Source organism: Bradyrhizobium sp. JR4.1 (assembly GCF_040548605.1).
Taxonomy (GTDB): Bacteria; Pseudomonadota; Alphaproteobacteria; order Rhizobiales; family Xanthobacteraceae; genus Bradyrhizobium; species Bradyrhizobium canariense.
Genome location: NZ_JBEPRY010000029.1, coordinates 15,374 through 42,275, shown reverse-complemented (window position 1 = coordinate 42,275; position 26,902 = coordinate 15,374). Strand labels below are relative to the sequence as shown.

At 60.4% G+C, this 26,902-nt stretch carries 17 protein-coding genes and 7 pseudogenes; 20 read left to right on the top strand and 4 right to left on the bottom strand.

The features are described from left to right. Position 1: 1 nt before the first annotated feature. Entirely contained in the window at positions 2-4,735 is a 4,734-nt protein-coding gene (gene gltB, locus ABIB90_RS35700) for a glutamate synthase large subunit (protein WP_354202438.1), read from the top strand. Between the two features lie 515 nt (positions 4,736-5,250). On the opposite strand, the pseudogene ABIB90_RS35695 reads toward gltB, so the two are convergent. Both ABIB90_RS35695 and ABIB90_RS35690 read right to left on the bottom strand, forming a co-directional pair. After that, a pseudogene (locus ABIB90_RS35695) lies at positions 5,251-5,532 on the bottom strand (transposase); the annotation flags it as partial. Between the two features lie 103 nt (positions 5,533-5,635). After that, entirely contained in the window at positions 5,636-6,226 is a 591-nt protein-coding gene (locus tag ABIB90_RS35690; RefSeq protein WP_354202437.1) for a hypothetical protein, read from the bottom strand. A 271-nt stretch (positions 6,227-6,497) separates the two neighbouring features. Here ABIB90_RS35690 and ABIB90_RS35685 point away from each other — a divergent pair, with 271 nt between their 5' ends. The 5 genes and pseudogenes from ABIB90_RS35685 to ABIB90_RS35665 all read left to right on the top strand — a co-directional run. Next, on the top strand, positions 6,498-6,818 hold the full coding sequence (locus ABIB90_RS35685) for a HesB/IscA family protein (protein ID WP_354101455.1): 321 nt from the start codon (positions 6,498-6,500) through the stop codon (positions 6,816-6,818). 185 nt (positions 6,819-7,003) lie between these two features. Further along, positions 7,004-7,126: pseudogene (locus ABIB90_RS35680) on the top strand (aminotransferase class V-fold PLP-dependent enzyme); the annotation flags it as partial. A gap of 536 nt (positions 7,127-7,662) precedes the next feature. Next, on the top strand, positions 7,663-8,937 hold the full coding sequence (locus ABIB90_RS35675) for a M16 family metallopeptidase (RefSeq protein ID WP_156948650.1): 1,275 nt from the start codon (positions 7,663-7,665) through the stop codon (positions 8,935-8,937). Beyond that, positions 8,934-10,277 (top strand): M16 family metallopeptidase, encoded by a 1,344-nt coding sequence (locus ABIB90_RS35670; protein ID WP_027515612.1) that lies wholly within the window; start codon positions 8,934-8,936, stop codon positions 10,275-10,277. Before ABIB90_RS35675 ends, ABIB90_RS35670 begins: the two co-directional genes overlap by 4 nt. Positions 10,278-11,570: 1,293 nt before the next feature. After that, a pseudogene (locus ABIB90_RS35665) lies at positions 11,571-11,761 on the top strand (TrbI/VirB10 family protein); the annotation flags it as partial. 49 nt (positions 11,762-11,810) lie between these two features. On the opposite strand, the gene ABIB90_RS35660 reads toward ABIB90_RS35665, so the two are convergent. Continuing rightward, positions 11,811-12,401, bottom strand: a complete 591-nt coding sequence (locus ABIB90_RS35660) for a hypothetical protein (RefSeq protein ID WP_354101456.1) — start codon at positions 12,399-12,401, stop codon at positions 11,811-11,813. Between the two features lie 272 nt (positions 12,402-12,673). On the opposite strand from ABIB90_RS35660, the gene ABIB90_RS35655 reads away from it, so the two are divergent. The 11 genes and pseudogenes from ABIB90_RS35655 (at position 12,674) to ABIB90_RS35585 (ending at position 22,859) form a co-directional block, all read left to right on the top strand. Beyond that, on the top strand, positions 12,674-12,994 hold the full coding sequence (locus ABIB90_RS35655; protein ID WP_354101457.1) for a HesB/IscA family protein: 321 nt from the start codon (positions 12,674-12,676) through the stop codon (positions 12,992-12,994). 341 nt (positions 12,995-13,335) lie between these two features. Beyond that, a complete protein-coding gene (gene nifS / locus ABIB90_RS35650; protein ID WP_354101458.1) occupies positions 13,336-14,529 on the top strand; it encodes a cysteine desulfurase NifS in 1,194 nt (397 codons plus the stop codon). Beyond that, positions 14,526-14,750, top strand: a complete 225-nt coding sequence (gene nifT / locus ABIB90_RS35645) for a putative nitrogen fixation protein NifT (RefSeq protein ID WP_354101459.1) — start codon at positions 14,526-14,528, stop codon at positions 14,748-14,750. The genes nifS and nifT overlap by 4 nt, the downstream gene beginning before the upstream one ends. 396 nt (positions 14,751-15,146) lie before the next feature. After that, positions 15,147-17,227 (top strand): annotated as a pseudogene (locus tag ABIB90_RS41710) (prolyl oligopeptidase family serine peptidase). A 607-nt stretch (positions 17,228-17,834) separates the two neighbouring features. Beyond that, on the top strand, positions 17,835-19,391 hold the full coding sequence (gene nifB / locus ABIB90_RS35615) for a nitrogenase cofactor biosynthesis protein NifB (protein ID WP_354202434.1): 1,557 nt from the start codon (positions 17,835-17,837) through the stop codon (positions 19,389-19,391). 15 nt (positions 19,392-19,406) lie between these two features. Further along, a complete protein-coding gene (locus ABIB90_RS35610; protein ID WP_084462149.1) occupies positions 19,407-19,631 on the top strand; it encodes a 4Fe-4S binding protein in 225 nt (74 codons plus the stop codon). A 1,075-nt stretch (positions 19,632-20,706) separates the two neighbouring features. Continuing rightward, on the top strand, positions 20,707-21,027 hold the full coding sequence (locus tag ABIB90_RS35605) for a nitrogen fixation protein NifZ (RefSeq protein ID WP_354101464.1): 321 nt from the start codon (positions 20,707-20,709) through the stop codon (positions 21,025-21,027). Continuing rightward, the gene (locus tag ABIB90_RS35600; RefSeq protein ID WP_354101465.1) at positions 21,024-21,278 is read left to right on the top strand and encodes a nitrogen fixation protein NifZ; all 255 of its coding nucleotides are present in this window, start codon (positions 21,024-21,026) and stop codon (positions 21,276-21,278) included. The genes ABIB90_RS35605 and ABIB90_RS35600 overlap by 4 nt, the downstream gene beginning before the upstream one ends. Further along, positions 21,275-21,634: a DUF3024 domain-containing protein gene (locus tag ABIB90_RS35595; protein WP_354101466.1), complete on the top strand. Its 360-nt coding sequence runs from the start codon at positions 21,275-21,277 to the stop codon at positions 21,632-21,634. Before ABIB90_RS35600 ends, ABIB90_RS35595 begins: the two co-directional genes overlap by 4 nt. Before the next feature lie 10 nt (positions 21,635-21,644). Next, positions 21,645-21,911 (top strand): DUF6129 family protein, encoded by a 267-nt coding sequence (locus ABIB90_RS35590; RefSeq protein ID WP_354202433.1) that lies wholly within the window; start codon positions 21,645-21,647, stop codon positions 21,909-21,911. Between the two features lie 760 nt (positions 21,912-22,671). After that, positions 22,672-22,859: pseudogene (locus ABIB90_RS35585) on the top strand (hypothetical protein). Between the two features lie 557 nt (positions 22,860-23,416). On the opposite strand, the gene ABIB90_RS35580 reads toward ABIB90_RS35585, so the two are convergent. Then, entirely contained in the window at positions 23,417-23,971 is a 555-nt protein-coding gene (locus tag ABIB90_RS35580) for a peroxiredoxin (RefSeq protein ID WP_354101475.1), read from the bottom strand. A gap of 509 nt (positions 23,972-24,480) precedes the next feature. Here ABIB90_RS35580 and nifH point away from each other — a divergent pair. The 3 genes and pseudogenes from nifH to ABIB90_RS35565 all read left to right on the top strand — a co-directional run. Continuing rightward, positions 24,481-25,371, top strand: a complete 891-nt coding sequence (gene nifH / locus ABIB90_RS35575) for a nitrogenase iron protein (protein WP_027515627.1) — start codon at positions 24,481-24,483, stop codon at positions 25,369-25,371. Positions 25,372-25,436: 65 nt separating this feature from the next. Further along, positions 25,437-26,164, top strand: a pseudogene (locus ABIB90_RS35570) (nitrogen fixation protein NifQ). A gap of 527 nt (positions 26,165-26,691) precedes the next feature. Then, positions 26,692-26,901, top strand: a pseudogene (locus ABIB90_RS35565) (hydroxymethylglutaryl-CoA lyase-like TIM-barrel protein); the annotation flags it as partial. Position 26,902: the final 1 nt, after the last annotated feature.

The following is a 26,902-nucleotide window of genomic DNA, read 5'->3' as shown; positions in this document are numbered from 1 at the left end:
CATGAACGGGTCGCAAGTCGAGCGCGGAAACATCGTGGCAGAGCAACTGTCGGCGACGGTCGCCTCGAAAACGACTGATCCGATTCAGGAACACAATTCACGCCCGCCGGCCGTAGGCTTGTACGATCCGAGCCTGGAAAAGGATTCCTGCGGCGTCGGCTTCATCGCCAACATCAAGGGCAAGAAGTCGCACGAGATCGTCGCGGACGCGCTCAGCATCCTGTGCAACCTCGAGCACCGCGGCGCCGTCGGCGCCGACCCGCGCGCCGGTGACGGCGCCGGCATTCTGGTGCAGATCCCGCATGCTTTCTTCAGCCGCAAGGCGAAGGAACTCGGCTTCGCGCTGCCCAATCCCGGCGAATACGCCATCGGCGCGCTGTTCATGCCGCGCGACACCGCTTGGCGCAACGTCATCAAGAGCATCATCGCCGACCAGATCAAGGAAGAGGGCCTGACGCTGCTCGGTTGGCGCGACGTGCCGACCGACAATTCCTCGCTCGGCGTCACCGTGAAGCCGACCGAGCCCGCCTGCATGCAGGTGTTCATCGGCCGCAACGGCACCGCCAAGACCGAGGACGATTTCGAGCGCCGGCTCTACATCCTGCGCAAGTCGATTTCGCAGGCGATCTATCAGCGCCGCGACCGCGGCCTCGCCGGCTATTATCCCTGCTCGATGTCGTGCCGCACCGTGATCTACAAGGGCATGTTCCTCGCCGATCAGCTCGGCAAGTACTATCCCGATCTGCACGAAAAGGATTTCGAGAGCGCGCTGGCGCTCGTTCACCAGCGTTTCTCGACCAATACCTTCCCGGCGTGGTCGCTGGCGCATCCCTACCGCATGATCGCGCATAACGGCGAGATCAACACGCTGCGCGGCAACACCAACTGGATGGCGGCGCGCCAGGCCTCGGTGAGCTCCGAGTTGTACGGCAAGGACATCAACCGGCTCTGGCCGATCTCCTACGAAGGCCAGTCGGACACCGCCTGCTTCGACAACGCGCTCGAATTCCTGGTGCAGGGCGGCTACTCGCTGCCACACGCCGTCATGATGATGATTCCGGAGGCGTGGGCCGGCAATCCCTTGATGGATGAGAAGCGCCGCGCCTTCTACGAATATCATGCCGCCCTGATGGAGCCGTGGGACGGCCCCGCCGCGATCGCCTTCACCGACGGCCGCCAGATCGGCGCCACGCTCGACCGCAACGGCCTGCGGCCCGCGCGCTATCTCGTCACCAAGGACGGCCGCATCGTGATGGCGTCCGAGATGGGCGTGCTGACGATTCCCGAGGACCAGATCATCACCAAGTGGCGCTTGCAGCCCGGCAAGATGCTGCTGGTCGATCTCGAGCAGGGCCGCCTGATTCCCGACGACGAGATCAAGGCCGAGCTCGCCAGGAGCCATCCCTACACCGAGTGGCTGGAGCGGACCCAGATCGTGCTGGAAGAGCTGCCGAAGGTGCCGACCACCGGCGTGCGCTCCAACCTGTCGCTGCTCGATCGCCAGCAGGCGTTCGGCTACAGCCAGGAAGACATCACCATCCTGATGACGCCGATGGCCTCCACCGGCGAGGAAGCCGCAGGTTCGATGGGCAACGACACGCCGATCTCGGCGCTGTCGGCCAAGGCCAAGCCGCTGTTCACCTACTTCAAGCAGAACTTTGCGCAGGTCACTAATCCGCCGATCGACCCGATCCGCGAGGAGCTGGTGATGAGCCTCGTCTCCATCATCGGACCGCGGCCGAACCTGTTCGACCTGCAAGGGCTTGCCACCACCAAGCGCCTCGAAGCGCGCCAGCCGATCCTGACCGACGCGGACCTCGAAAAGATCCGCTCGATCTCCGAGGTCGCCGAGTCGCACTTCAAGTCGCGCACACTGGACACCACCTTCCATGCCGGCCTCGGGGCGGCCGGCATGGACCAGGTGCTCGATGAGCTCTGCGCGCGCGCCGAGAGCGCCGTGCGCGAGGGCGTCAACATCATCATCCTGTCCGACCGCATGGTCGGCACCGACCGGGTTCCGATCCCGTCGCTGCTGGCCTGCGCCGCCGTGCATCATCATCTGATCCGTACCGGATTGCGCACTTCTGTCGGCCTCGTCGTCGAATCCGGCGAGCCGCGCGAAGTGCATCACTTCGCCTGCCTCGCCGGCTACGGCGCGGAAGCGATCAATCCGTATCTGGCGTTCGAGACCATCATCGCGATGAAGGACCGCCTGCCCGGCTCGCTCGACGACTACGAGATCGTCAAGCGCTACATCAAGTCGATCGGCAAGGGCCTGCTCAAGGTGATGTCGAAGATGGGCATCTCGACCTACCAGTCCTATTGCGGCGCGCAGATCTTTGACGCCATTGGCCTGAAGGCGGAATTCGTCGGAAAATTCTTTGCCGGCACGCATACCCGCGTCGAGGGCGTCGGTCTTGGCGAGATCGCCGAAGAGGCGGTGCGCCGTCATGCCGACGCGTTCGGCGACGCTCTCGTGTACAAGACCTCGCTCGATGTCGGCGGCGAATACGCCTATCGCAGCCGCGGCGAGGACCATGCATGGACCGCCGAGTCGGTGGGGCTGCTGCAGCACGCCGCGCGTGGCAATTCGCTGGAACGCTACCGTGCATTCGCGAAGATCCTCAACGAGCAGTCGGAGCGTCTGCTGACGCTGCGCGGCCTGTTCCGGATCAAGAACGCGGACGAGGAGAAGCGCAAGCCCGTGCCGCTCGACCAGGTCGAGCCGGCCAAGGACATCGTCAGGCGTTTCGCCACAGGGGCCATGTCGTTCGGCTCGATCTCGCGCGAGGCGCATACCACGCTCGCGATCGCCATGAACCGGATCGGCGGCAAGTCGAACACCGGCGAAGGCGGCGAGGAAGCCGACCGCTTCAAGCCGCTGCCGAACGGCGACAGCATGCGCTCGGCGATCAAGCAGGTCGCCTCGGGCCGCTTCGGCGTCACCACGGAGTATCTCGTCAACTCCGACATGATGCAGATCAAGATGGCGCAAGGCGCCAAGCCCGGCGAAGGCGGCCAGCTGCCCGGCCACAAGGTCGACGCGACCATCGCCAAGGTCCGGCATTCGACGCCGGGCGTCGGCCTGATCTCGCCGCCGCCGCACCACGACATCTACTCGATCGAGGATCTGGCGCAGCTCATCTACGACCTCAAGAACGTCAACCCGGACGGCGACGTCTCGGTCAAGCTCGTCTCCGAGATCGGCGTCGGCACGGTGGCCGCGGGCGTCGCCAAGGCGCGCGCCGACCATGTCACCATCGCGGGCTTCGAGGGCGGCACCGGCGCTTCGCCGCTGACCTCGATCAAGCACGCCGGCTCACCGTGGGAGATCGGCCTCGCCGAAACCCACCAGACGCTGGTGCGCGAGCGGCTGCGCAGCCGCATCGTGGTCCAGGTCGACGGCGGCTTCCGCACCGGCCGTGACGTCGTGATCGGCGCGCTGCTCGGCGCCGACGAGTTCGGCTTCGCCACTGCGCCCTTGATCGCGGCCGGCTGCATCATGATGCGCAAGTGCCATCTCAACACCTGCCCGGTCGGCGTCGCGACCCAGGACCCCGTCCTGCGCAAGCGCTTCACCGGCCAGCCCGAGCATGTGATCAACTACTTCTTCTTCGTCGCCGAGGAAGTCCGCGAGATCATGGCCTCGCTGGGCTTCCGCAGCTTCAACGAGATGATCGGCCAGGTGCAGCTGCTCGACCAGACCAGGCTGGTCGCGCACTGGAAGGCCAAGGGGCTCGACTTCTCAAACCTGTTCGTCAAGCAGAAGGAAGAGAAGGGCCAGAAGATCTATCACTCCGAGCGCCAGAACCATCATCTGGAAGCGGTGCTCGACCGCACGCTGATCGAGCAGGCGACGCCTGCGCTCGACCGCGGCGCGCCGGTGAAGATCGAAGCCACGATCAGCAGCACCAACCGCTCCGCGGGCGCGATGCTGTCGGGTGCGGTCGCCAAGATCTACGGCCATGCCGGCCTGCCGCATGACACCATCCATGTCAGCCTCAAGGGCACCGCCGGCCAGGCCTTCGGCGCCTGGCTGGCGCAAGGCGTCACCTTCGAGCTCGAAGGCGAAGCCAACGACTATGTCGGCAAGGGCCTCTCGGGCGGCAAGATCATCGTCAAGCCGCCGGCCAATAGCGGCATCGTGCCGGAAGAGAGCATCATCGTCGGCAACACCGTGATGTTTGGCGCCATTCAAGGCGAGTGCTACTTCCGCGGCATCGCCGGCGAGCGTTTTGCCGTGCGTAATTCCGGCGCCGTCGCGGTGGTCGAGGGCGCCGGCGATCATTGCTGCGAATACATGACCGGCGGCATCGTGGTCGTGCTCGGCAAGACCGGGCGCAATTTTGCGGCCGGCATGTCCGGCGGCATCGCCTACGTGCTCGATGAGATCGGCGACTTCGACGGATTGTGCAACCTCCTGATGGTCGAGCTCGAGCCGGTGCTGTCGGAAGAGCTGATCAACGCTGGCACCTATCACCACTCCGGTGACCTCGAGGCGCATGGCCGGGTCGACGTGTTCAAGAACCTGCTCCATTCCGACGTCGAGCGTCTGCACGTCCTGATCACGCGCCATGCGAAAGCGACCGGCTCCAGGCGCGCCGCCGACATCCTGGCCAACTGGAAGGACTGGCTGCCCAAATTCCGCAAGGTGATGCCGGTCGAGTACCGGCGCGCGCTGCGCGAACTGGCCGCCAACGCGGACGCCGAGCCGAAAATCGCGGTCTGGGCGTAAGAAATATCAGCGCCCGTCATTGCAAGCGCAGCGAAGCAATCCAGATTATCTCCGGAAAACGGCGGGATTAAAAGTATCGGCGGTTGTTCAGCTCTTTGCTCGACTGCAGACCAGCTCTTCGTCCCGACCGCGGGGACCTTTCGGATGACGCCCGGAGATCGCCTCAAGGTCGGCTCTTTAAAGCCGCCGCGTAACGGCTTGACCTTGACAGGATCGAGCACACCATCAGGCTCGTGTGGTCGGGCGCACGCGGGGCGAACTACTCCTCATCGTCGGCGATCTCAGCGTCCAGCCGGTTCGACAATCTGGTTTGCATGCCAGATCAAACTCACATTCGATCGTCGCGCGATAGCGACAGCACCAACATTCCGCTTGCGGCGGGCAGGATCGAGAGGACGAAACCAGTCTTCGTTGCGGCGTTTTGAAGCCATGCAATCCATCGGTTCGTCCCCCGGACCGTCCAGGGCTGATCGGGTCCCGGCTGATTGGTTGTCAGCTACGGAAGGAGCTTGATCTCAGGCGGTATTCATCACGGCTCCCTCGATCACGACGGCGGCGGTCGCGTACTTTGAGGGCCACGAGCAGCTTGCGCACCAACGCCACAATCGCGCGCTGGCTGTTCGCCTTGAACAACTGGGTCAGAGCCGATTGAGGCTGGTGGCGCACCTACAACCACGCGAGCTGAATTATCGTGGTTCTCAGCCGCGGATTGCCACCCTTCGACACGCCCTGTTTTGCGCTCGACTGCGCCATGGCGTGGCGGCGACGCCGGCATAGCAGACAACCTGGCGGTGGTTTCCATCGCGAAGGTTTGTGCGAGCCAGTCCCGGGCGAGGCGGGTGCAGTGACTCTCTTTGCGGCACGCTCGTCGGCGGGCGAGAGACCGTCCGAGGCGCTTCCTCAGACGGGGCGGTTTTCGCTTCTATTCTTCACCGGCTGCATTTTAGCCAGGCCGTCCTCGTATGGGATGTCCGTGTATGATCCATCGATATCCTTCGCCGCGTCGAGCAAGTAGTCGAGTCTACCGGCGGTACCCAGCTTCTTGATGTCATTCTTCTCGACGCCGGCGAGGTCCATCATCTCTTTCCACACCGTTGATTCGTCACAAGGCAGAATGCGGAAGGTGATGTCGCCTATCTTGGTGCGGTACTTCGCGAGCAGATCAATGTTGTTGCAGAACATGAAATAGCTGCCTTCGGGGCTCAGCCTGCCGTCCAGCACCTTTGCAGCCTCAGGTAGATACGCGAACGAATGCAGATATCCGGCAAGAACTGCAATGGTCGGTTCGCCCTCCTGCGCGATTGCGAGAACTTGTTCGATAGAATAGTCAGGCGGTCGTTTTTCGTCGGCGAGCTGGGCTTGAAATTTCAGCGCGATGTCGCCTCGAAATCCAAATCGTCCCGACTTCGTTGTTTCGCTCTTGAGCACCGCATTCAGCAAGCGCCCTTCCTTGTCCAACGGGCCAAGAGCGGTGTTGTCGATCGACGTCATGGAGCCTCCTCATCAGAGTGTGGTGTGCATGCGTCGCCCAATGCGACGTGTCCGCTACCCTTATGCAAGTTGTTTGCCGTCCCGCTAGGTGCCGGCACAATACGAGTTCTGGCCGAACGACGTCCGGACGTGGCAAATCCGCCTGTCGGAAAGCCGACGGGTCGCAAATCGAACGTTGGGCTCCTGCAAAATGAACTGATTCCAGCTGCATCTCAACTGGCATGGGATTTGCGAATTTGGCCTTGCGACAGGAACTGAGAGCGAGCCAGAGATGATCAATCTAACGGATAGCGCCATAAGCGTACTGAAGGCTGCAATCATCTCGACGACGCAGGCCGCAAGCGGTTTGCGGATTATGGTCGAAGGCGGCGGCTGTCAAGGGTTCACATATAAAATGGATCTTGCTCATGAGCCGAGCTCCGATGAGACCGTGATCGAACAAGGCGGGGTTAAACTCTTCGTCAATAACGCGAGCCAAGCGTATCTCAACGGCACCACGATCGATTTCGTGGTGTCGCTCGAAGGATCAGGGTTTCGCTTCGATAACCCAAATGTCAACTCGAGCTGCTCCTGCGGCAAATCGTTCAGCTAAGCTGCGTTCGGACCATTCCGCAATGGAAGAGCATGGACATGGGCCTTGAGGATGAGCCAACGAAGCAGTCTTTGACTGTTGAGCCTTCGATCGCGAGCGGATTATCCGCGCGGTGCTCGATGAGTGCGGCCCGAGTCCCGCTCCCCGGCTCCAAAGTAGGACGTCAAGTGCAGAGGAGAGAGCCCGTGCGGCCGATCTACCTGGACAACAACGCGACGACCCGTGCGGATCCTTTGGTGGTCGCGGCAATGCTGCCGTTCTTCTCTGCGCAGTTCGGCAATGCGTCGTCCGCGCATGCATTCGGCAGTTGGTGCGGCTCCCTGCGACGAGCCGTTCAAGCCTTCGCAAACCAGTCGGGTAGGGGTGCTCAGAAAATTGGGGAAACGGCGAGGCGGCGAGTTGTCTGCGGGTTCGTGTGCAATGTCGTGTTCGCAACATGTTGGCGGACACCAAACAAAGTGCGGGTTGGCTTTCGGAGAGAAGACACGCGTTTGCGGTTCGCTTGCGTGCAGTTGGCCGCGCAGCGGCCCGTGCGCAGAGGTGTCAGGCGATTGGCCCGACATTTGCTCTACTGCTTGCCAACGGCGTGCGGCTCACCTGCTTTGTCGCGATGTCCGCTGCAGAACGTGGATCTCTACTGAAAGGCCATGACATGAAGAATTCCAGGTCCCTGACAATCAAGGTGCTAGGCACGGCCATTTTTGCCTTGGCCTTGATGACGCGTACCGCGCCGGCGGTCGAGTCCAAAACAGAAAATAGCCCGGATCCGAGCTCCCCGTGCGCTCCCGTGAACAGGAGCGTTCTTGCCCAGATCACACCCACCTGGGAACGACCAGCGAGCTTCATGCTTCAGAACGGTCTGCAAGTCGTGGTGATCCCCGACCACCGCACGCCCGTAGTCACGGAGATGATGTGGTACAGCGTCGGCTCGGCCGATGAGACACCGGGCAAGTCCGGGCTCGCCCATTTTCTCGAGCACCTGATGTTCAAGGGCACCGAGAAACACCCGGTCGGTGAGTTCTCCCAGACCGTGCGCCGCGTCGGCGGCCACGAGAACGCCTCGACCTCGGTCGATTACACCAATTACTATCAGCACGTACCGCGCGAGCAGCTGCCGACCATGATGGAGTTCGAGGCCGACCGCATGACCGGCTTGATCCTCAAGGACGAGAACGTGCTGCCCGAGCGCGACGTCGTACTCGAAGAGTACAACATGCGCGTTGCCAACAGCCCAGACGCGCGTCTCAACGAACAGATCATGGCCGCGCTCTATCTCAATCATCCCTATCGCCGGCCGGTGATCGGCTGGCACCAGGAGATCGAGAAGCTCGATCGCGAGGACGCACTCGCCTTCTACCGCCGCTTCTACGCGCCGAACAACGCGATCCTGGTAATCGCCGGCGACGTCGAGGCCGCCGACGTGCGCCCGCTGGTCGAGCGCAATTTCGGCTCAATCCCGGCCCAGCCCGCGATCCCCGCGCGGCGCATCCGCCCGCAGGAGCCGGAGCCGGCCGCACCGCGCACCGTCACGCTGTCCGACCCGCTCGTCGAGCAGCCCAGCATGGAGCGCTCTTACCTGGTGCCCTCGGCCACGACGGCCGCGGCCGGTGAGAGCGCGGCACTCGACGTGCTGGCGCAGTTGATGGGCGGCGGCAGCAACTCCTATCTCTACCGCGCGCTTGTCGTCGACAAGCCACTCGCGGTCTTCGCCAACGCCAGGTATTCGAGCATTTCACTCGATCCGACGCAGTTCTCGATCTTGGCCGCGCCGAAATCCGGCGTCAGCTTCGCAGAGGTCGAGCAGGTGATCGACGGTGTCATAGCCGATGTGGTGCAGAACCCGATCCGCGCCGAGGATCTGGAGCGGGTCAAGAGCCGGCTGATCGCGGAAGCGATCTACGCCCAGGACGACCAGGCGGAGCTGGCAGGCTGGTATGGCGGCGGGCTCAGCACAGGCCTGTCGATCGAGGATATTCAAAGTTGGCCCGACCGCATCCGCGCGGTCACCGCCGAACAGGTTCGCGCCGTCGCACAGAAATGCCTCGAGAAGAAGCGTTCTGTGACGGGCCATCTGATCAAAGACACTGCCACCACCAAGCGCGAGGAGAAGCGTTCGTGACCCATCCATTCAGTCGCTTGCGGCGCGCCGCATTTTCCGTTGCAACCGGCGCGGTGCTCGTGCTGGCTACGATTTGGCCGTCACAAGCGGCCGCAAAGATCCAGCACCTGGTCTCGCCGGGCGGCATCGAGGCCTGGTTCGTCCAGGACGCGACCGTGCCGTTGATCGCGATGGAATATTCCTTCGCCGGCGGCTCGGCGCAGGATCCCCATGACAAGCCCGGCGTAGCCAATCTCGTTGGGAACCTGCTCGACGAGGGCTCCGGCGATCTCGACTCCAAAACCTTCCACGAACGCCTCGACCGCCGCGCCATCGAGCTCTCGTTCGGTGCCGACCCCGACACCTTCCGCGGCAGTCTGCGCATGCTGCGCGACAACAAGGACGAAGCGTTCGACCTGTTGCGGATGGCGCTGACCTCGCCGCATTTCGACACCGCCGACGTCGAGCGCATCCGCTCGCACGTCATGTCGGGCCTGCGCCGCGACACCACGAAGCCGACGTCGCTGGCGAGCCGGAAATTCCTGGAGATCGCCTTCGGCGAGCATCCCTATGGCCGGCAGACCAACGGTACCCTCGACAGCGTGCCGACCATCACGGTCGCCGACATGAAGGATTATGTCGGCCGCGTGCTTGCCAGGGATGGGCTGAAGGTCGCAGTCGTCGGCGACGTGGATCCGGACACGCTCGGCAAGCTGCTCGACCACACGTTCGGCGCCCTACCCACCAATGGCAAACTCGTCCCGGTCCCCGAAATCGGTGCCGCCAAGCCGCCGCAGGTCGCCTTCGTGCCGCTCGACGTGCCGCAAACGGTGATCACCTTCGGCGGCCCTGGCGTCAAGCGCAGCGATCCGAACTTCATGGCGGCCTATCTCGTCAATCACATCCTGGGCGGCGGCGGATTGTCCTCGCGACTCCATCGCGAGGTCCGCGAGAAGCGCGGGCTTGCCTACTCGGTATCCGAGTCGCTGCGCTGGATGGAGCACTCGGCGGTCTTCATCGGCAACACCGGCTCGCGCGCCGACCGCGCCCGCGACACCATGGAGGTGATCCAGAAGGAGGTGTGCCGCATTGCCAAGGAGGGTCCCACCCAGAAGGAGCTCGATGAGGCCAAGTCCTACCTCAAGGGCTCCCAGATGCTGGCGCTCGACACCTCCTCCAAGCTTGCGCAGGCGCTGCTGCAAAATCAGCAGGACAAGCTGCCGATCGACTATATCGAGAAGCGCAACGCCATCGTCGACGCGGTGACGCTGGACGACGTCAAGGCCGCCGCCAAGCGGCTGTGGGGCCAGGGGCTCCTCACCGTCATTGTCGGCCGCTCTCCACGAGCGGCAGCCGAGTAGACCAGCGCGCCATCGGCCGCGAAGCCGCAAGTAGCTCGGGGCGGCATAGCCCCGAGTCCGGCTTGCCCTGTCCCCCGTTTGCACTGTTCGCGCTGGCCGTGTGGTTGTTCCTGGAGAGCTTGGCACGCTCCTCGCGCACCCAGCTCTGCAGCTCGATAATCAAGAGGCGGCGACGCTCGTGAAAGGCACCCAGGCGCTCCCGCGAGCTCTCCAGAACGAGTTCAGCTTCTCGTGCTTGGACCAGCGTCGTCGGCAACCCGTCTCAACGGCTTCGAGTCGCCCCCCACTTGGGCCCTGAGCTTACCTCCTATCCATAATGACGGTCTGCGGAAATTTCTTGAGCCCGCCCGTTTTCCGTCGCCTATATGCGTCCGGCTCCCTCGAAGAGGCGCGGGTTCGAGCGGCGAACATGACGCAGTTTCGATCCGCACGTGATCGAGGCCATTCGCTCAACGATGCCGGGCGCCGGGACTGCGTCCAACCCTTTCTTCACGAAGCCAAGAAGTCCAAATGCGGTGCCGTCACTCCAGAATGCCGGTCCGGCGCTCATTTCCGTTCAATACGCTTATAGCCGGCCCGCTCAGGAATCTCGCTCCAAAACTGTACTTGATCGTTATCGAGCGAGCCTGCGCCCACTGACGCCCGCCTGCACACCCTCTGCCGCGGCCTGCACACCGATCAATGCTAAACGTTCTACCCCACGGGCGCTTCTCCTTCGCCGCAGTTGGGAATCTTGGTCAAACCGACTGATGGCGGCTCAAACGTCCCGATTGCCCGAATCTCGGCAATGCGCCCGTCAGAAGGTGCGGCGAAAGGCAACACGCGGCTTCAACGATTGTGCCGACTTAGATTCAGCTTGTGTTTGTTTTGGCATACGCCAACCGCTTTTTGCTCGCTCGATGACGTCGCCGAAGTGGAGCAGCTCAAAATAGGCCTCGCCCAACTACGAGGGCCCAAACGGAGGCTAAATTGAACCATCCCGCGACTGAAAAACGTGTCCACGACCCGCTCAAGGGCAGCGGATTGACCATGTCGCGATAAGATAACTGTAAAATTGCCTCAGCCCGCCTCCCGATTTCGCCGCAAGCAAATGAGCGTACTCTGAAAGGTCGCTGACATGTTCGTCATCGACACTCCGGAGCCTTGAATTCGACCATAGTGGCTGAGCCTTCTTTGCTGAACAGAAGCAGTGTCTGGCCGCTTGTCGCCATCGCCCGCTTGGCAAGCAGATGTTGGAACTCCTGGTCGATGGTCACTTTGGAAGCATTTTTGCTGTCATCCCATGACCGCACCCAGATCACCGCGCAGCTTACTCAGGCCGTTTATGTTAGTCCGTCCGGAAAATATCTGCTGATTCGCCAGGATGCGAAGCTGATTGGCAACGACGACAGCTCTGTCGCGTTCGGCCAGAGCCGCATCCTCTTGGGACCCGCGTCATCATGCCCGGCGGCAACTCGATTGTGCTGGAACGACAACCCCGCGCCTGCGGCAGCAGCCGCTGAGCTGGCGAGAGAGAGGGCCTGAGGCGCTTCCTCAGACGGGGCGGTTTTCGCTTCTGTTCTTCACCGGCTGCATTTTAGCCAGGCCGTCCTCGTATGAGATGTCCGTGTATGATCCATCGATGTCCTTGGCCGCGTCGAGCAAGTAGTCGAGTCTACCGGCGGTACCCAGCTTCTTGATGTCATTCTTCTCGACGCCGGCGAGGTCCATCATCTCTTTCCACACCGTTGATTCGTCACAAGGCAGAATGCGGAAGGTGATGTCCCCTATCTTGGTGCGGTACTTCGCGAGCAGATCAATGTTGTTGCAGAACATGAAATAGCTGCCTTCGGGGCTCAGCCTGCCGTCCAGCACCTTTGCGGCCTCAGGTAGATACGCAAACGAATGCAGATATCCGGCAAGAACTGCGATGGTCGGTTCGCCCTCCTGCGCGATTGCGAGAACTTGTTCGATAGAATAGTCAGGCGGTCGTTTTTCGTCGGCGAGCTGGGCTTGAAATTTCAGCGCGATGTCGCCTCGAAATCCAAATCGTCCCGACTTCGTTGTTTCGCTCTTGAGCACCGCATTCAGCAAGCGCCCTTCCTTGTCCAACGGGCCAAGAGCGGTGTTGTCGATCGACGTCATGGAGCCTCCTCATCAGAGTGTGGTATGCATGCGTCGCCCAATGCGACGTGTCCGCTACCTCTATGCAATTTGTTTGCCGTCCCGTTAAGTGCCGGCACAATACGAGTTCTTGGCCGAACGGCGTCCGGACGTGGCAAATCCGCCTGTCGCAAAGCCGACGGGTCGCAAATCGAACGTTGGGCTCCTGCAAAACGAACTGATTTCAGCTGCATCTCAACTGGCATGGGATTTGCGAATTTGGCCTTGCGACAGGAACTGAGAGCGAGCCAGAGATGATCCATCTAACAGATAGCGCCATAAACGTACTGAAGGCTGCAATCGCCTCGACGACGCAGGCCGCAAGCGGTTTGCGGATTATGGTCGAAGGCGGCGGCTGTCAAGGGTTCACATATAAAATGGATCTTGCTCATGAGCCGAGCTCCGATGAGACCGTGATCGAACAAGGCGGGGTTAAACTCTTCGTCAATAACGCGAGCCAAGCGTATCTCAACGGCACCACGATCGATTTCATGGTGTCGCTCGAAGGATCAGGGTTTCGCTTCGATAACCCAAATGCCAACTCGAGCTGCTCCTGCGGCAAATCGTTCAGCTGAGCCGCGTTCGGACCCGCAATGGAAGAGCATGGACATGGGCCTTGAGGATGAGCCAACGAAGCAGTCTTTGACTGTTGAGCCTTCGATCGCGAGCGGATTATCCGCGCCGTGCTCGATGAGATTCGGCCGAGCCTCAGGCGTGATCGCGGACGGTGTGAGCTCGTCAAAATCGATGCAACAAGATCGTGGTCAGGCTCACCGAATTTTGCGTGTTGTGTAAGGTTGCCGGCAGGACGGTGGCCGCCATTCGGGCGCGCCTGATCGAGCGGCGCGCAGTGTTCGTCCACCTGATCCCGCTTCCGGGCTCCAAATTAGGACGTTAAGTGCAGAGGGGAGAGCCCGTGCGGCTGATCTACCTGGACAACAACGCGACGACCCGTGCGGATCCTTTGGTGGTCGCGGCAATGCTGCCGTTCTTCTCTGCGCAGTTCGGCAATGCGTCGTCCGCGCATGCATTCGGCAGTGAGGTTGCGCCCGCATTGAAACAGGCGCGGCGGAAGCTGCAGGCCCTGATTGGCGCGGCATTCGATCATGAGGTCGTCTTCACCTCGGGCGCAACTGAATCCGCCAATACAGCGATCCTGTCCGCACTCGCCGTGCAGGAGGGACGCGACGAGATCGTCACGACGGCCGTTGAGCATCCGTCCGTGCTGTCCGTTGTCCAGGAGCTGGCCCGACGAGGAATCAAGACCCACCTGATTGCGGTCGATGCAAGCGGCAGATTGGACATGGAAACTTATCGCAACGCATTGTCAAAGCGCACGTCGATCGTCTCGGTCATGTGGGCCAATAACGAAACCGGTACCATTTTTCCGGTGAAATCCCTCGCCAAGATGGCGCGCTCGGTCGGCGCGCTCTTTCACACCGATGCGGTCCAAGCGGTCGGGCGGATTCCGATGGACCTGAAGAGTACGGAGATCGATATGCTTTCGCTCTCTGCCCATAAGCTCCATGGCCCAAAGGGGATCGGCGCCCTGTACGTGCGCAAGGGAGTCGAGTTACGGCCGTTGATCTTCGGCGGCCCACAGGAGCGGCGTCGCCGCGCTGGCACCGAAAACGTTCCCGGCATTGTTGGGCTCGGCAAGGCCGCGGAACTCGCTGCGGCACACCTCGAAGAAAAGCAGATGAAGATTGGCGCCCTTCGCGATCGGCTGGAGCAAGGCATTCTCGCTCTCGGCTGTTGCATGGTGCTTGGTGAAATCAAGAACCGGTTGCCAAATACGTCGAACATTGCCTTCGAGCATCTCGAAGCAGAGGCTATCGTGCACCAGCTCAACCGCAACGGAATTGCCGCCTCACTCGGTTCGGCCTGCGCGTCCGGCTCGATGGAGCCGTCCCATGTGCTGCGCGCCATGGGCCTACCACCGGCCTTTGTCCGCGGTGCGGTTCGCTTCTCGCTCTCGCACGAGACCGCGCCGGATGAGATCGATCGTGTCCTGCAAGTTCTGCCGGAGATCACTGCCAAACAGAGAGCCTTGTGGCGTGCGTGTCAGGAGCGCGCGGACGCGAGTTCGCAACCTGCGGAGCTCCTATGAAAGTCATGATTCGTCGTTCGCCGGAAACGGGTCTTTCGATTTATGTACCTAAGAAAGATCTTGAGGAGCCGATTGTCGAGTGGGAGCACGAAACGCTGTGGGGTGGTTGGATCAGGATCGCGAACGGTTGGGTGCTAGACCTACCCGCTATGGCGAGTGACACCAGGCTACCAATCACCATCAACGCCAAGAAGCGCGGAGGCGAAGCAACTCAAGAATGAATGCTGCGATTCCATGGAACCTCGTCAAACGGGGGGCTATCCAGGGAAGTTTTGGCGGGGTGCGGTCCTTGCAGCCTCCTGCGGAACCCAGATCGTGCTGCCGCGCGGTGCCAAAGGCAATGTCTGGGCCTGGGCGCAGCACTGAGGCATCCGGCCAGCGCCATGGCGTTGACGGGGAGGCCTTCGCGAGGTCCCTTGCGCTGGCCGCCAGACCGCTCCTTTCCTTCCGCGCGTCCTAACAGCGTCGGGCCAATTAACTCCGCAACATCCAGCTTTAAAACATTGAGTTGCGTGCCGGTCCAGATTAGATCGTGCGCCTAGAAGTCGCAACGTTCGCGATGCAAATCCCTGAACCATCCTGAAGCTGCGCCTCAATGCTAACGGTTGTAATGAAGAATGGTCAAACAGACGAAGTCGCGGACCGGAAAGCCAACTCCATCCGCTGCAGACGATGATCCCTATCTGGGGCTGAAACAGATCGAAGGTGCGCGAGCGCTGAACGTTGTCGAGCGGCAGAATAGCAGAACGCTCGAGGTGTTTGGCGGACCGGCGGCCGAACGAGATAAAGATGCGCTAACCGTGATTTACGACCGCCCTGACAATATGCCCTATGTCAGCCGACGCGGCGGGTATCTCTACAATCTGCGGACGGACGCCAACAATCCACGCGGTCTCTAGGGGCGAACCACTTTGGAAGAGTTATCGCTCGCTGAAGCCATCACGGAACTCCTCCTCGACATCGATCACCTCGCCGTCAGCGAAGACGAGGACTGGTTTCTGAACGCGACGGTCGCACCGCCTGGAAATCAGCCGCCGTGGCTGTTGGGTCTATCGCGCGGCGGAAGTGATGCCGTGACTTTTCGTGAATTTGATACCGACACGAAGCTCTTCATCCACGATGGCTTTATCGTGCCGAAGCGAAGGGTAAGGGCGTATGGCTCGAGTCTGATATGCTGGTGTTGTCAAGCGCTCGGGGTGAGGGCATGGCCGCGACCAGCGGCTATGCGCGCATGGTGAGGCTGTGGCGGCGTGGTACGCACGTTGACCAAGCGGCAGTGATCTTTCAGACCAAGGCCGCTCATGTGTCAGTCGGTTGCACTGTTGACGGCGCTACCGAGCCGCCGAGAATGTGGCTCCTCGATGCCACAGAGTCCGCCAATTGCGAAGTCTGGCTTGGCGATCGAACCGGCGCGGAGACGAGCCTTGATCTGCCAAGCAACATGTGGATGCGGTCGCATCACCACTGGCTTGCGCTGAAGCCGCGCGAATCCTGGTCCGTGGCAGGGCGGACCTATACCGCGGATTCGGTAATCGTCATTCCGCTGCCGGTGTTTCTGGCGGGCAGCCGCCAGTTCGAGGTCCTCTTCGAGCCGGGCCCGCGCCATGCGCTGCAAAGCTTTTTTTGGAGCACGGGCAAGCTCGTGCTTTGTATTCTCGACGAACTCCGGCCAGTCTTCGATATCTGCGCGGCATCCGGCAATGGCTGGAACCGCGAGCAATTGGGCGCGCTTCCCGATCTTCGTGTCGAAGTCTGGTCTCTCGATCGCTATCCGCCCGAGAGCAATGGCGACTTGCTGGTCCACGTCGAGGATCCGCTCACGCCGCCGTCCCTGATCCTGATGGAGCGGGGCATTGCCAGTCCCGCCGTGCTCAAGCAGGCGCCGAGGGCGTTTGCCGCGGAGCACTGCGTGGTCACGCAGCACGAGGTTACGTCGAGCGATGGTGAGCGAATTCCTTATCGACAGACGGGCCCCCGCCAGAGAGACCGGCAACGCGCTGGTCCATATGAGCGGATCTGGCGGGTTTGGGTTCTGCGTGAAACCGTACCACAATTCCGCGCTCGGCAAGCTTTGGCTCGACTGCGGCGGCACCACGGTTCAGTCAAATTTGCGCGGCCGCAGTGAGTTACACGCGCTGGCATGATGCCGGCCGGCTGGGCAAAAGATTGTCGCAGATGATTTCGCAGCCGTCGCCGCCGATCTCGTCACGCGTGGCGTGACACAGGCCAAACGGATCGCGGCCGAGAGTGGGTCGAACGGCGGCATTCTCATCATCAACATGCTAACGCGATATCCCGAACGATTCGGCACATTGTTCTGCACGAGCCCGCTGATCGACATGTGCCGCTACAGCAAGCGCGGGGGCGAGTTGGCTCGCCGAATACGGCGATCCCGACAACGCTGAGGAGTGGGAGTGGCTGAAGACTTATTCTGCCTATCATGCCGCAAAGGCCCGGAGAGTCCTATCCACCGATCCTGATCGCGACCAGGCGGCGGGACGATCGCGTCCATCCCGGACATGCGCGCAAAATGCCAGCAAAGCTGCAGGCCGTGGGGTATGAGGCTTATTTCCACGAGCATGCCGCTGGCGGCCACGGCCGTGGCAAGGACAACAGGGAGCAAGCCAGCTTATTGGTGCTGGGTCTCCGTTTCCTGAAGAGCAGGATCGGCTGGCTCGATGAGACATCAGCGACATAGCGTTGGAGCGGCAGTTCGTGCGATGTCGACCGAGGCGGCAGCAGCTTCTGAATCTGATCGGCATCCACAACCGCGCGACCTAGAGCTGCCCACCGAGGCGCGGGACGGACGGTCGAATTCGTGCGCGTCGGGTACCTGGCCATCGGGGTTATTGATAATTCTTCCGGAATGTCACCCAGCGGCCCGCCTGATCTTCCACGGCATAGGTCGCTAACGGGGCTGCTTGGTCTGCATCTACGAAGAATCGCAGGGCGTCATTCAAAGCGTCTGGAAGGTCCTTTGCGGATTGTGCTTTGCAGAGGCGTCACATTGTGGCGAGAAGATCAACTTTCAACGTCGCCACCCGCTCTGCTCTTTGCCAAGGGCATCGGCGAAGCAACCTACTCGTGGTCAAAACCATGTTGCGAACGCTCTTGTGATCGCAACCTCTGTCAGCTTTCCAACATGACTTGATGAAACTGACATTCGAGCAAGCGTTGCCTAACTACTTGAAGCCAAACACAAAAATAATTTGTAGCGGGCATGGCACGCCAGTTGCTCTTGGCTTTCAGAAACGACTCTGAGGATGGTTGCCGAAGGGGTTCGGTTTGCGAAGAGAATTGAAACGATGAGTACTTCAGCGCAACACCAGGTCTCCTGCGGATGCGGCGAGATCCGCGAGAGTCTGCAAGTCATGGGTAAGCAGCAGGGCTGCGGTACAATCGGCGGCAGCGGGAAGGCGGGCTGCGGATCTCAGGCGGGCATCGGCAATTTGCCAAATGAGGTCTGGGAAAAGGTGAAGAACCATCCCTGCTACAGCGAGGAGGCGCACCACCATTATGCCCGCATGCATGTCGCGGTCGCACCCGCTTGCAATATCCAGTGCAATTACTGCAATCGTAAATATGATTGCGCCAACGAATCGCGCCCGGGCATTGCCAGCGAGAAGTTGACGCCGGAGCAGGCCGCCAAGAAGGTGCTAGCGGTCGCCTCCGCGATCCCTCAGATGAGCGTCGTCGGGGTTGCCGGCCCTGGCGACCCCCTGGCGAATCCGGACAAGACATTCAGAACGTTCGAGCTCATCAACAAGCTCGCGCCAGATATCAAGCTCTGCCTCTCCACGAACGGTCTTGCGCTAGCCGATCATGTCGACACGATCGCAAGACTCAAGGTGGATCACGTGACGATCACGATCAACATGATCGATCCCGAAATTGGTGCAAAGATCTATCCCTGGATATTTTACCGCCACAAGCGCTACACCGGCATCGAAGCGGCAAGCATCCTCAGCACTCGGCAGCTCCAGGGCCTGGAGATGCTCACCGCCCGCGGCATCCTGTGCAAAGTCAACTCGGTGATGATTCCCGAGATTAACGATGAGCATCTCGTTGAGGTCAATAGGGCCGTGAAGTCACGCGGTGCCTTCCTGCACAACGTGATGCCGCTGATATCGTCGCCCGAGCACGGGACCGTGTTCGGCCTCAGCGGGCGACGCAGCCCGACAGCACAGGAAGTGACAGCGCTACAGGATAGCTGCGAAAGCGAGATGAACATGATGCGTCACTGTCGCCAGTGCCGGGCCGACGCCGTCGGACTGCTCGGCGAGGACCGCGGCGCGGAGTTCACGATGGAAAAGATCATGACGATGGACATCAAGTACGACGAGCAGCCCCGAAAGGAGTATCAGGCCAAAATCGAGGAGGCGCGCATTACAAAGTTCGCGGCCAAGCAGCAGGAGCTTGCCGGGCTCGCCAGCGCTTCCAGCGAAATCAAGGTACTGGTGGCGGTTGCAACCAGAGGCTCGGGATTAATCAACCAGCACTTCGGTCATGCCACGGAGTTCCAGATCTACGAGCTCTCGACTTCAGGCGCAAAATTCGTCGGCCATCGTCCTATCCAGCCCTATTGCCAGGGCGGCCATGGCGAGGAGAGCAAGCTCGAAATCGCCATCGGCGCGATAGAGGATTGCCACGCCGTATTCGTGTCAAAGATCGGCGGCTGCCCCAAAGCCGAATTGATCGAGGCCGGCATCGAGCCGGTCGATCAGTACGCCTGCGAGTTCATCGATGCCTCCGCGATCGCCTGGTTCAAACTCTATCTCGAAAAAGTCAATGAAGGGAAGATGAAGCACGTTGAACGGGTCGATCCGGCAGCCCGCCACAACGCCGTGATTTCCGCCGCCTGAGGATGGGCACAGATAATGCCGTTCAAGATCATCGCCTCGCAGTGCACGGGCTGTTCAGCTTGCGAAACGCAATGCCCAAATCTTGCTATTTCCGAGGTAGCCGGCGCTTTCCTGATCGATTCGGAGCAATGCACCGAGTGCGCCGGCTACTTTGACGAACCGCAATGCGTGGCGGTTTGTCCGGTTGACAACACATGCGTGCTCGACACAGCACTGCCACGCTATCGGGCGCCCCCTTGAGGACCACAACATGGATGTCACCACCACACGAACGGCTCAGAAACTCGCGTGGATGATGCTCGGCATAGACGAAGGGCCCGGCCGCGGCTTACGCCTTCTCAGACCGGGTGGACGGTTCGGTCGTCGAGTTTTTCGCGAGCTACCAAGGCATATTCTCGCGACGCGATCGTCGACGGAACGCGTCCGGCTATGCCGTCGAGCCGAAGGCCGCCGTCTTGAGCGTCGAGGATCGATTTCGCCGATGGGTCTACCAAGAGCGGACTCGTCTTCCGCGACACCAATCCAATCACCTGGCGATCATTGAACGAGCAACATTCATGCCCGAGGCCTTCTTCAGTCCGCCATCCGAGAGCCGAGTCCTGTGTTGCTCGCGCGTTGTGGAGGCGGTCGAGCATCATCCCAGCGCGGCAGAACCAGCCTATCACCTCGATGACGTTGCCGACAATGCAGCTGCGCCAAGCAAAGGCGTTCGCACCCGATTACATTCTGCGAGACAAACTTCCTGGCGTTCGGCGCGGTCGGCGCCAAGAAGCCCGAACTCGGCTGCCATGAGAGCACCTCGCGGGCCATTCCTGTTGTCGTTGAAGAAGAAGTTGGAGATACCTCTCCGTCAACTCAAGCAAGGACGGCGGCTGTCGAAGAACTGCCGAGGCTCGGTCCCGCGCACAAGATCGGGGCCTCGGGGTTGTCAGGCACGCTCGAGCGTATGGGCCGGATCGTGAGTGATGACGTCCGCGATGCCCTCAGTTGCCGGGGTAATCAAGGCGACTCTGGGGCTGTGTGCATCCCGCGCTGAAGCGCGCGGCTCGCTGCGAGCTCAAGCACGCCTCCGTCGGTGCCGCGTCAAGTGCTTCTTCAACATCAACCATTGGCTCACGAATGTTTATCTCGAGCATGTTGAGTTTAAGTTGCAGGGCTTGATGTTGCCGCACGGATCCCGGCACCGTTCTGAAACGCCTGATTGCAAGCCGCGCGCGGTGCGGGCGATGGGTTGATCGAGAATTGTGATGGGCGCCGGTAAGGTCGGGCGCTCGCGAGGCACGGTACAGTTGAAGCACGGAACGGGGACGACAGCATGAGCAACATCGCCCGGGATAGTGAAATCGTCGAGTTGACGGACCAGCCCTTCTTTGATTACGGCGACAAAGTGCGGGCCAACCGCACCATCCGCAACGACGGCACTTACGTGGGTAAGGAGATCGGTGAGGTTTTGGTCAAGAAAGGGGAGCTTGGCTATGTCGTCTCGATCGGCACGTTCCTGCAACAGTTTTATATCTATGGGGTCGAATTCCTCGACTCGGGCTATCGCGTCGGCATGAAATGCAAGGAGCTCGATCTGGTAAGACGACTCCCTGGAGGCGAGGAGCCTTTTGTACCAGGAGCGGCACGCCGATGATCGAGCCAAGATTGCCAAAATACCGCCCAGGCCAACGTGTCAAGGCGGCAATCGATCTGCTCAACGACGGTTCGTTTCCTGACACGTCGGAGGAAGAGTGTCTGGTCAGCGTCGGGCGCATTGGTGAGATCGTGCAGGTCGGTCGCCATACGGAAGCGAACTTACCCATTTATATGGTCGACTTCGGCGAGCAATTGGTGGTCGGCTGCCTCGAGGCAGAAATTTCCGCGGTCTGGGACATCGCGCAATGAACGCCGCAATCATCAGACGACATCAATCCGGATTGCCTGCGCATCCCAACGAGTTCGACCGGTGGCGGATCGTGCGCGCGCTGACGAGGCGCGAGCGCTACCGATATGTCTCGCCAAAGGTGACAGCGGTTGCTGGCGGGTATCTCGTGGAGAGCCCGTGCTGTTCAGGCAATATCGATGCGGAGGGCGGCGTGGTCGAGGTCGCGTTGCTGCACCACGATAGGACTGGGGCGGCATGGCAGCTGTTCTGCAAAGATCACGGCAAGGGCGTCTGGGAGTGGCATTCGACCCATCAACGGCTTTGCGCGGCGACAGCGGTTCTGAACGCCGACCCTGAACGTTTGTTCTGGCAATAAGGATCCAGAGATGGTGCTCGAAGGCGAATTGACGAACATCGAGCAGACGCTCGCCGCCATTGATACGGCCTCTGAGCCCTGCCTGACGCTCCGGCAGAAATTTCCACATCTCGCCTGGATTAGTTGCGACGCCTCCGACATAACGCAGACTCCTTTCCGCCGCCTCGGAGAGTTCGAGCTGCATCTGCTCGACACTAGCGGTCACTGTGCACAGATCACGAATAATCCGCAGCGCGCCACAGGCATTGTGCTGGCCAAGCGCTCTGGCAGCTCATGATCAAGCAATCGCCTGCCGATACCAAGCTCACACAGGACGGCAAGGCGCGCAGGTTGTTTGCCATGCTGTAGCGCCCGGCCCTGGCAATATCGCGATCAGGTCGCTCGCTCGTTCGTCCGCTCCATGAGACGGGCAGGCGATGCTCTCGCCGAAATGTTCGCTGAGGGCAGGTGGCCTAGATATCTCAACGTGGCTTATGAAATCAAGGATCCTGCGGTAGATCAAATTAGGATGGGCGAGCCGTGTTCGATCGGCTGACGAGCTAACGCTCAGGCATCGCAAGAGTCGCCTTTATGGTAACTGAAGCCGCAGAACTTCATAAATTAGGAGAAGACGTTTCTTCTTCGCGTGATAACCCCGTGCAGTCGCCGCGGAGCCCTGCAAGTGACGCAGTATGAGTGCCGCGGCCGATCCAGCGGTGCGCGGATCAACAGCGGATCAACACTGGAAATGTCTTGGTGAGCTGATGTCGCGGCGTCAAATCAAGAAGGGCTCTTCGAGGCGCCTTTCGAAGATGCATCGAGCGTCCCTCTTCTATGGTTTGCTTCCATGTTGAAGCTGGGTCACGTGCATGTCCAGAATCGGGTTGTTACGCGGACCGAAATCGAGGGGGGTACAGGACAAATTCCCGTGTAGTTCCATTCTTATCTCGAATAGAAAAATGCGCTTGAACAGTTGTCGATGACCATCGATATGGTAATGGGAAGCAGTTGCATCTTCGCCAAAAAACAAGACGCTACAGGCAAATGTGCAAAGCGAAATGGGAGAACTTCACGTGGCCAAAAGCACCAAGCGCAAAGAGTATAGTAAAGATGACGTCAAGCTGCTCAAGCGCACTCACAGCCCCGTACCCCTGCAGCTCGGGTCTCAAAGCTTATGAAGCGATCCGAGGGCTCTCTAAGACAGAAAGCACGTAACTTGGGGATCGGCTTGGGTCACCAGCGCTGAGATGTGATTCAAATTTCGAAAATCGACCGGCGTGATCCGGCCAGCCGGTTTACGGCCGCTGGCCAGCCGATCATTTCGGGTCTCTGTCCCCGCAGGTCAGCTCGCCGTCAACGAGCTGACCGCTTTTCCGATCGGTCGGCTCACTTGGCCTAAACCTCATCGATTGTCATGGTTTCAATCAGCGCTGATAATGCCACTCGTCCGCCCATTGTGCGAATTGCATCTGTCAGTATTTACTCAGCCCGGAAATACGGTCCGCGAGCGTGCCGGCGGATCATGGGCTCGTCGGCAGAATCATTCGGCGCTGAGCTGGGTCCCGCTGCTGCCTAGCCTTCTGGAGACGCGCGACTGCAACCTAGAGCGGCTCCAAGAGGCGCTTGGCACCGTCCGCAGGCGCCAGCATCGTCGGCCTACCGCATATCGTGAGAGCCGGCCTGCGGCTGACGCAGATCACCCTGACGCTGCAGTCGAGTAAGCCGCAGAAAGGCGAATAGCCGCGGTCCGACCTCCTTCGAATGCGGGAGCTGCTCTTTCAATTACACGGTCGACATGTTGCTTCAGCCGATTTTAAGCGTGTCGCCGCCGATTTCGCGGTTGCAAGGGCAGAGCTCATCAGTCTGTATCGCATCCAGAACGCGAAGCGTGTCCCTCGGATTGCGGCCGACGTTGAGGCTTGTCGCATAGACATGCTGGATCGTGTTCTCAGGATCGATGATGAAGGTGTAGCGATGAGCGATGCCGTCACGTGAACGTACTCCAAGGCCATCGACCAGCGCGCCCTTTGTGTCGGAAAACTGCCAGATCGCTAGACGGTGCAAGTCCTTGTGCTCACGCCGCCAGGCGAGCTTGCAGAACTCGTTATCGGTTGAGCCACCAAGCACGATTGCATCGCGATCGGCGAAATCCTTGGACAGGCGGGCAAACTCAACGATTTCCGTTGGGCAGACGAATGTGAAGTCCTTAGGGTAAAAGAAGATGATCTTCCATTTGCCGGGGAAACTCTGCTCCGTCAGCGTCTCGAATGCATTGTTCCCGTTTTCCTCTTGCAGGTGAAAGCCGGGCTTCACGCCTGTGATGTCGAACGACGGCAACTTACTTCCAATTCCAAGCATATTGTCCTCACAAGTCATCACGCGGAAACAGCGTTCTGCACAAGCAAAGCAAGCGATATGCCACCCGATCAGACGCCAAGTACCAAGCGCGCCGATCATCAAACATTCGCCTTGGACGATCGCTTTGATCCTCGAAAGCGATCTGTACCGTGTGGTCTCTCGGGCTAAGGCCAGGCTGTCCCGTTTCGCGCTCTTTCACCCGACACTTGTAGTGGAAACCACGCGCTGCCGCTTTGTTCGGTTTCTGTCAGAGCTCTTGAGGCTGTCGGCTGCGCCACAGCATCGCCGCGCTATTTTGTCTAACCTGATCAGACGCTTAATGCGCGTGCGAACGAAATGGCACGCCAGTTGCTAACTCGATGCAGCAACAACGAACAAGGGCTGAGGGCATGCCGACGCCGATGGCGAGCGATGGCCTCCTTCCCGAAACTCGTGTGCACACGTTTCTCAGAGAGAAACGGCCTCGCGCGTTCGCGCGAAAAATTGGTAATCGGTTGATGGAGAGCAACATGTCTTCACTGAGACAAATCGCGTTTTACGGCAAGGGTGGCATCGGCAAATCGACAACGTCACAAAATACGCTGGCGGCCCTTGCCGAGCTGGGCCAAAGGATTCTGATCGTCGGCTGTGATCCCAAAGCGGACTCGACCCGCCTCATCCTGCACGCCAAGGCGCAGGACACCATTCTCAGCCTGGCGGCTAATGCCGGCAGCGTCGAGGACCTCGAAATCGAGGACGTCATCAAGCTCGGCTACAAGGACATTCGATGCGTCGAGTCCGGCGGTCCGGAGCCGGGGGTCGGATGCGCCGGAAGAGGCGTCATCACTTCCATCAACTTTTTGGAGGAGAATGGCGCCTATGAGGACATCGACTACGTCTCTTACGACGTGCTCGGCGACGTCGTTTGCGGTGGCTTCGCGATGCCTATCCGCGAGAATAAGGCACAGGAAATCTACATCGTGATGTCCGGTGAGATGATGGCGATGTATGCCGCCAACAACATCTCCAAGGGCATTCTGAAGTATGCCAATTCCGGCGGCGTGCGCCTTGGCGGGCTGATCTGCAACGAGCGGCAGACCGACAAGGAGCTGGAGCTTGCAGATGCGCTTGCCAAGAAGCTCGGAAGCAAGCTGATCTACTTTGTGCCGCGCGACAATGTGGTGCAGCACGCGGAGCTGCGCCGCATGACGGTGCTGGAATACGCGCCGGAGTCCAAGCAGGCGGATCATTATCGCAATCTTGCGACTAAGATCCACAATAATGCTGGACAAGGCGCTATCCCGACGCCAATCAGCATGGACGAGCTCGAGGACATGCTCATGGAGCACGGCATCATCAAGCCGGTCGACGAGAGCCTAGTCGGCAAGTCTGCCGCCGAGCTCGCCGCTGTTTCGGCATAGCTCATGTTGTCGGCCTTCTCGACCGGGAAGGCCGACATCGTCCACTCAGAAGCAAGCGGACCTTCATGATCGGCCCACAAAGAGGATTGGGGATACGATGTCTCCTCTTGTATCGGCGGCTGACGTCGCCGACCAGCGCGATGCGAGCGAACTCTACGGCCTTCTGACGGGGCGCCTTCCAACAGAAGTCGACATCGACGACATTGACGGTTTCGATCGCCATGTACTCGCTTGCGGTCTCGCCGCAGCCGCTATGGATGGCGGCGAACTTCCCGAACGGGCTGGCTTGACCAACCAGGAGCTCAATTCGCTCTTGGTGCAATACTTCCCATCCACCCCGGTCAGGAGCTGGACCTGGGGCGAACAGTCCGCATTACCGGTTCCTGACGAGAGGATTATGGTGCGCGACCTCCTGCTTGCGCAACGTTCCACCCATGGCGAGGTCGGCGGCTGGCTGGCAGCGATGATCGCGCGGCGCGCTATGGAGCCTAATCACTTGTGGGAAGATCTCGGTCTGCGGACGCGGGACGAATTGTCCTGCCTCCTGGCGCGCCATTTCGGGCCGCTGGCGGCTCGCAACACCAAGAACATGCGCTGGAAGCGCTTCTTCTATCGCATGCTATGCGAAGATGACGGCTTGGTGATGTGTACCACGCCGGTTTGTACGGAATGCAATGATTTTGATCTTTGCTTCGGCGAGGAGAGCGGGGAGAGCCGGATGGCCGGACGCCGGCGGGATCATCTGCGTCGTCTCGATAACTCCGTCCAAGCCATCCCAGGTTCTCAAGACTGAGCTCATAATGATGCACCCTCCTCGGCGCCATTCCCGGTATATCGGACGAGTTTCGGCCAGCTCTCACGTGAGAACACTGAGGTTTGAAAGGACACCGGGGTAAACGATTGCGCGCAGCGAGCCTACGGCCGCCGCGGCTGTGCCTGATGGTCGCGGGTTGACGTTTGGCGGGGGTGACGGTCACATTTGCCGCCCAAAATGCTCCTTCTTGACGTGCGAGCGAGGCCAACATGCGCCTGATGATCGCGCCGACTGAACTTGTTACGAACGCGGAGCTGTGATTGGACAAACCGGCGGCTCAAACTACTTCTTCACGCATCCAGAGTGCACCCACCTTCCACGAAGTGCTGCAGCTTGAGCTGATGCTCGAACCGGCGCCTGGCTAGGGAGCTTGCAGCCTCGGCGCCTGCCGTCAACTCGGTCGCGAGCACACCAAACCTGACGCTCCGCCGTTTTTAACCGTCGGGTTTGCGACACACTCGGGTAAGCTAAAATACTCATTCAGAGGTTCTCGGGAATCGGACAAGTTGGCACGGCAGTTGCTGAAGCTCCCGGAACAACATACGGAGCCGCTGACGGCGTTCGTTGCCGCCAAGACCATTGCCGACGAACATCGGTTCAGATCCATAGTTCTCAACGACACGACCTTGCGCGACGGCAAACAGGCACCCGGCATGGCCTTCACGACCACGGAAAAGGTCTCGATCGCGCGTGCGCTGGCGGGGGCCGGGATCACGG

What these genes read in the sequence shown, in the direction of transcription:
- gltB (WP_354202438.1), top strand. Translation starts at nt 2, where the DNA reads ATGAACGGGTCGCAAGTCGAGCGCGGAAACATCGTGGCAGAGCAACTG.
- ABIB90_RS35690 (WP_354202437.1), bottom strand. Translation starts at nt 6,226, where the DNA reads ATGACGTCGATCGACAACACCGCTCTTGGCCCGTTGGACAAGGAAGGG.
- ABIB90_RS35685 (WP_354101455.1), top strand. Translation starts at nt 6,498, where the DNA reads ATGATCAATCTAACGGATAGCGCCATAAGCGTACTGAAGGCTGCAATC.
- ABIB90_RS35675 (WP_156948650.1), top strand. Translation starts at nt 7,663, where the DNA reads ATGCTTCAGAACGGTCTGCAAGTCGTGGTGATCCCCGACCACCGCACG.
- ABIB90_RS35660 (WP_354101456.1), bottom strand. Translation starts at nt 12,401, where the DNA reads ATGACGTCGATCGACAACACCGCTCTTGGCCCGTTGGACAAGGAAGGG.
- ABIB90_RS35655 (WP_354101457.1), top strand. Translation starts at nt 12,674, where the DNA reads ATGATCCATCTAACAGATAGCGCCATAAACGTACTGAAGGCTGCAATC.
- nifT (WP_354101459.1), top strand. Translation starts at nt 14,526, where the DNA reads ATGAAAGTCATGATTCGTCGTTCGCCGGAAACGGGTCTTTCGATTTAT.
- nifB (WP_354202434.1), top strand. Translation starts at nt 17,835, where the DNA reads ATGAGTACTTCAGCGCAACACCAGGTCTCCTGCGGATGCGGCGAGATC.
- ABIB90_RS35610 (WP_084462149.1), top strand. Translation starts at nt 19,407, where the DNA reads ATGCCGTTCAAGATCATCGCCTCGCAGTGCACGGGCTGTTCAGCTTGC.
- ABIB90_RS35605 (WP_354101464.1), top strand. Translation starts at nt 20,707, where the DNA reads ATGAGCAACATCGCCCGGGATAGTGAAATCGTCGAGTTGACGGACCAG.
- ABIB90_RS35600 (WP_354101465.1), top strand. Translation starts at nt 21,024, where the DNA reads ATGATCGAGCCAAGATTGCCAAAATACCGCCCAGGCCAACGTGTCAAG.
- ABIB90_RS35595 (WP_354101466.1), top strand. Translation starts at nt 21,275, where the DNA reads ATGAACGCCGCAATCATCAGACGACATCAATCCGGATTGCCTGCGCAT.
- ABIB90_RS35590 (WP_354202433.1), top strand. Translation starts at nt 21,645, where the DNA reads ATGGTGCTCGAAGGCGAATTGACGAACATCGAGCAGACGCTCGCCGCC.
- ABIB90_RS35580 (WP_354101475.1), bottom strand. Translation starts at nt 23,971, where the DNA reads ATGCTTGGAATTGGAAGTAAGTTGCCGTCGTTCGACATCACAGGCGTG.
- nifH (WP_027515627.1), top strand. Translation starts at nt 24,481, where the DNA reads ATGTCTTCACTGAGACAAATCGCGTTTTACGGCAAGGGTGGCATCGGC.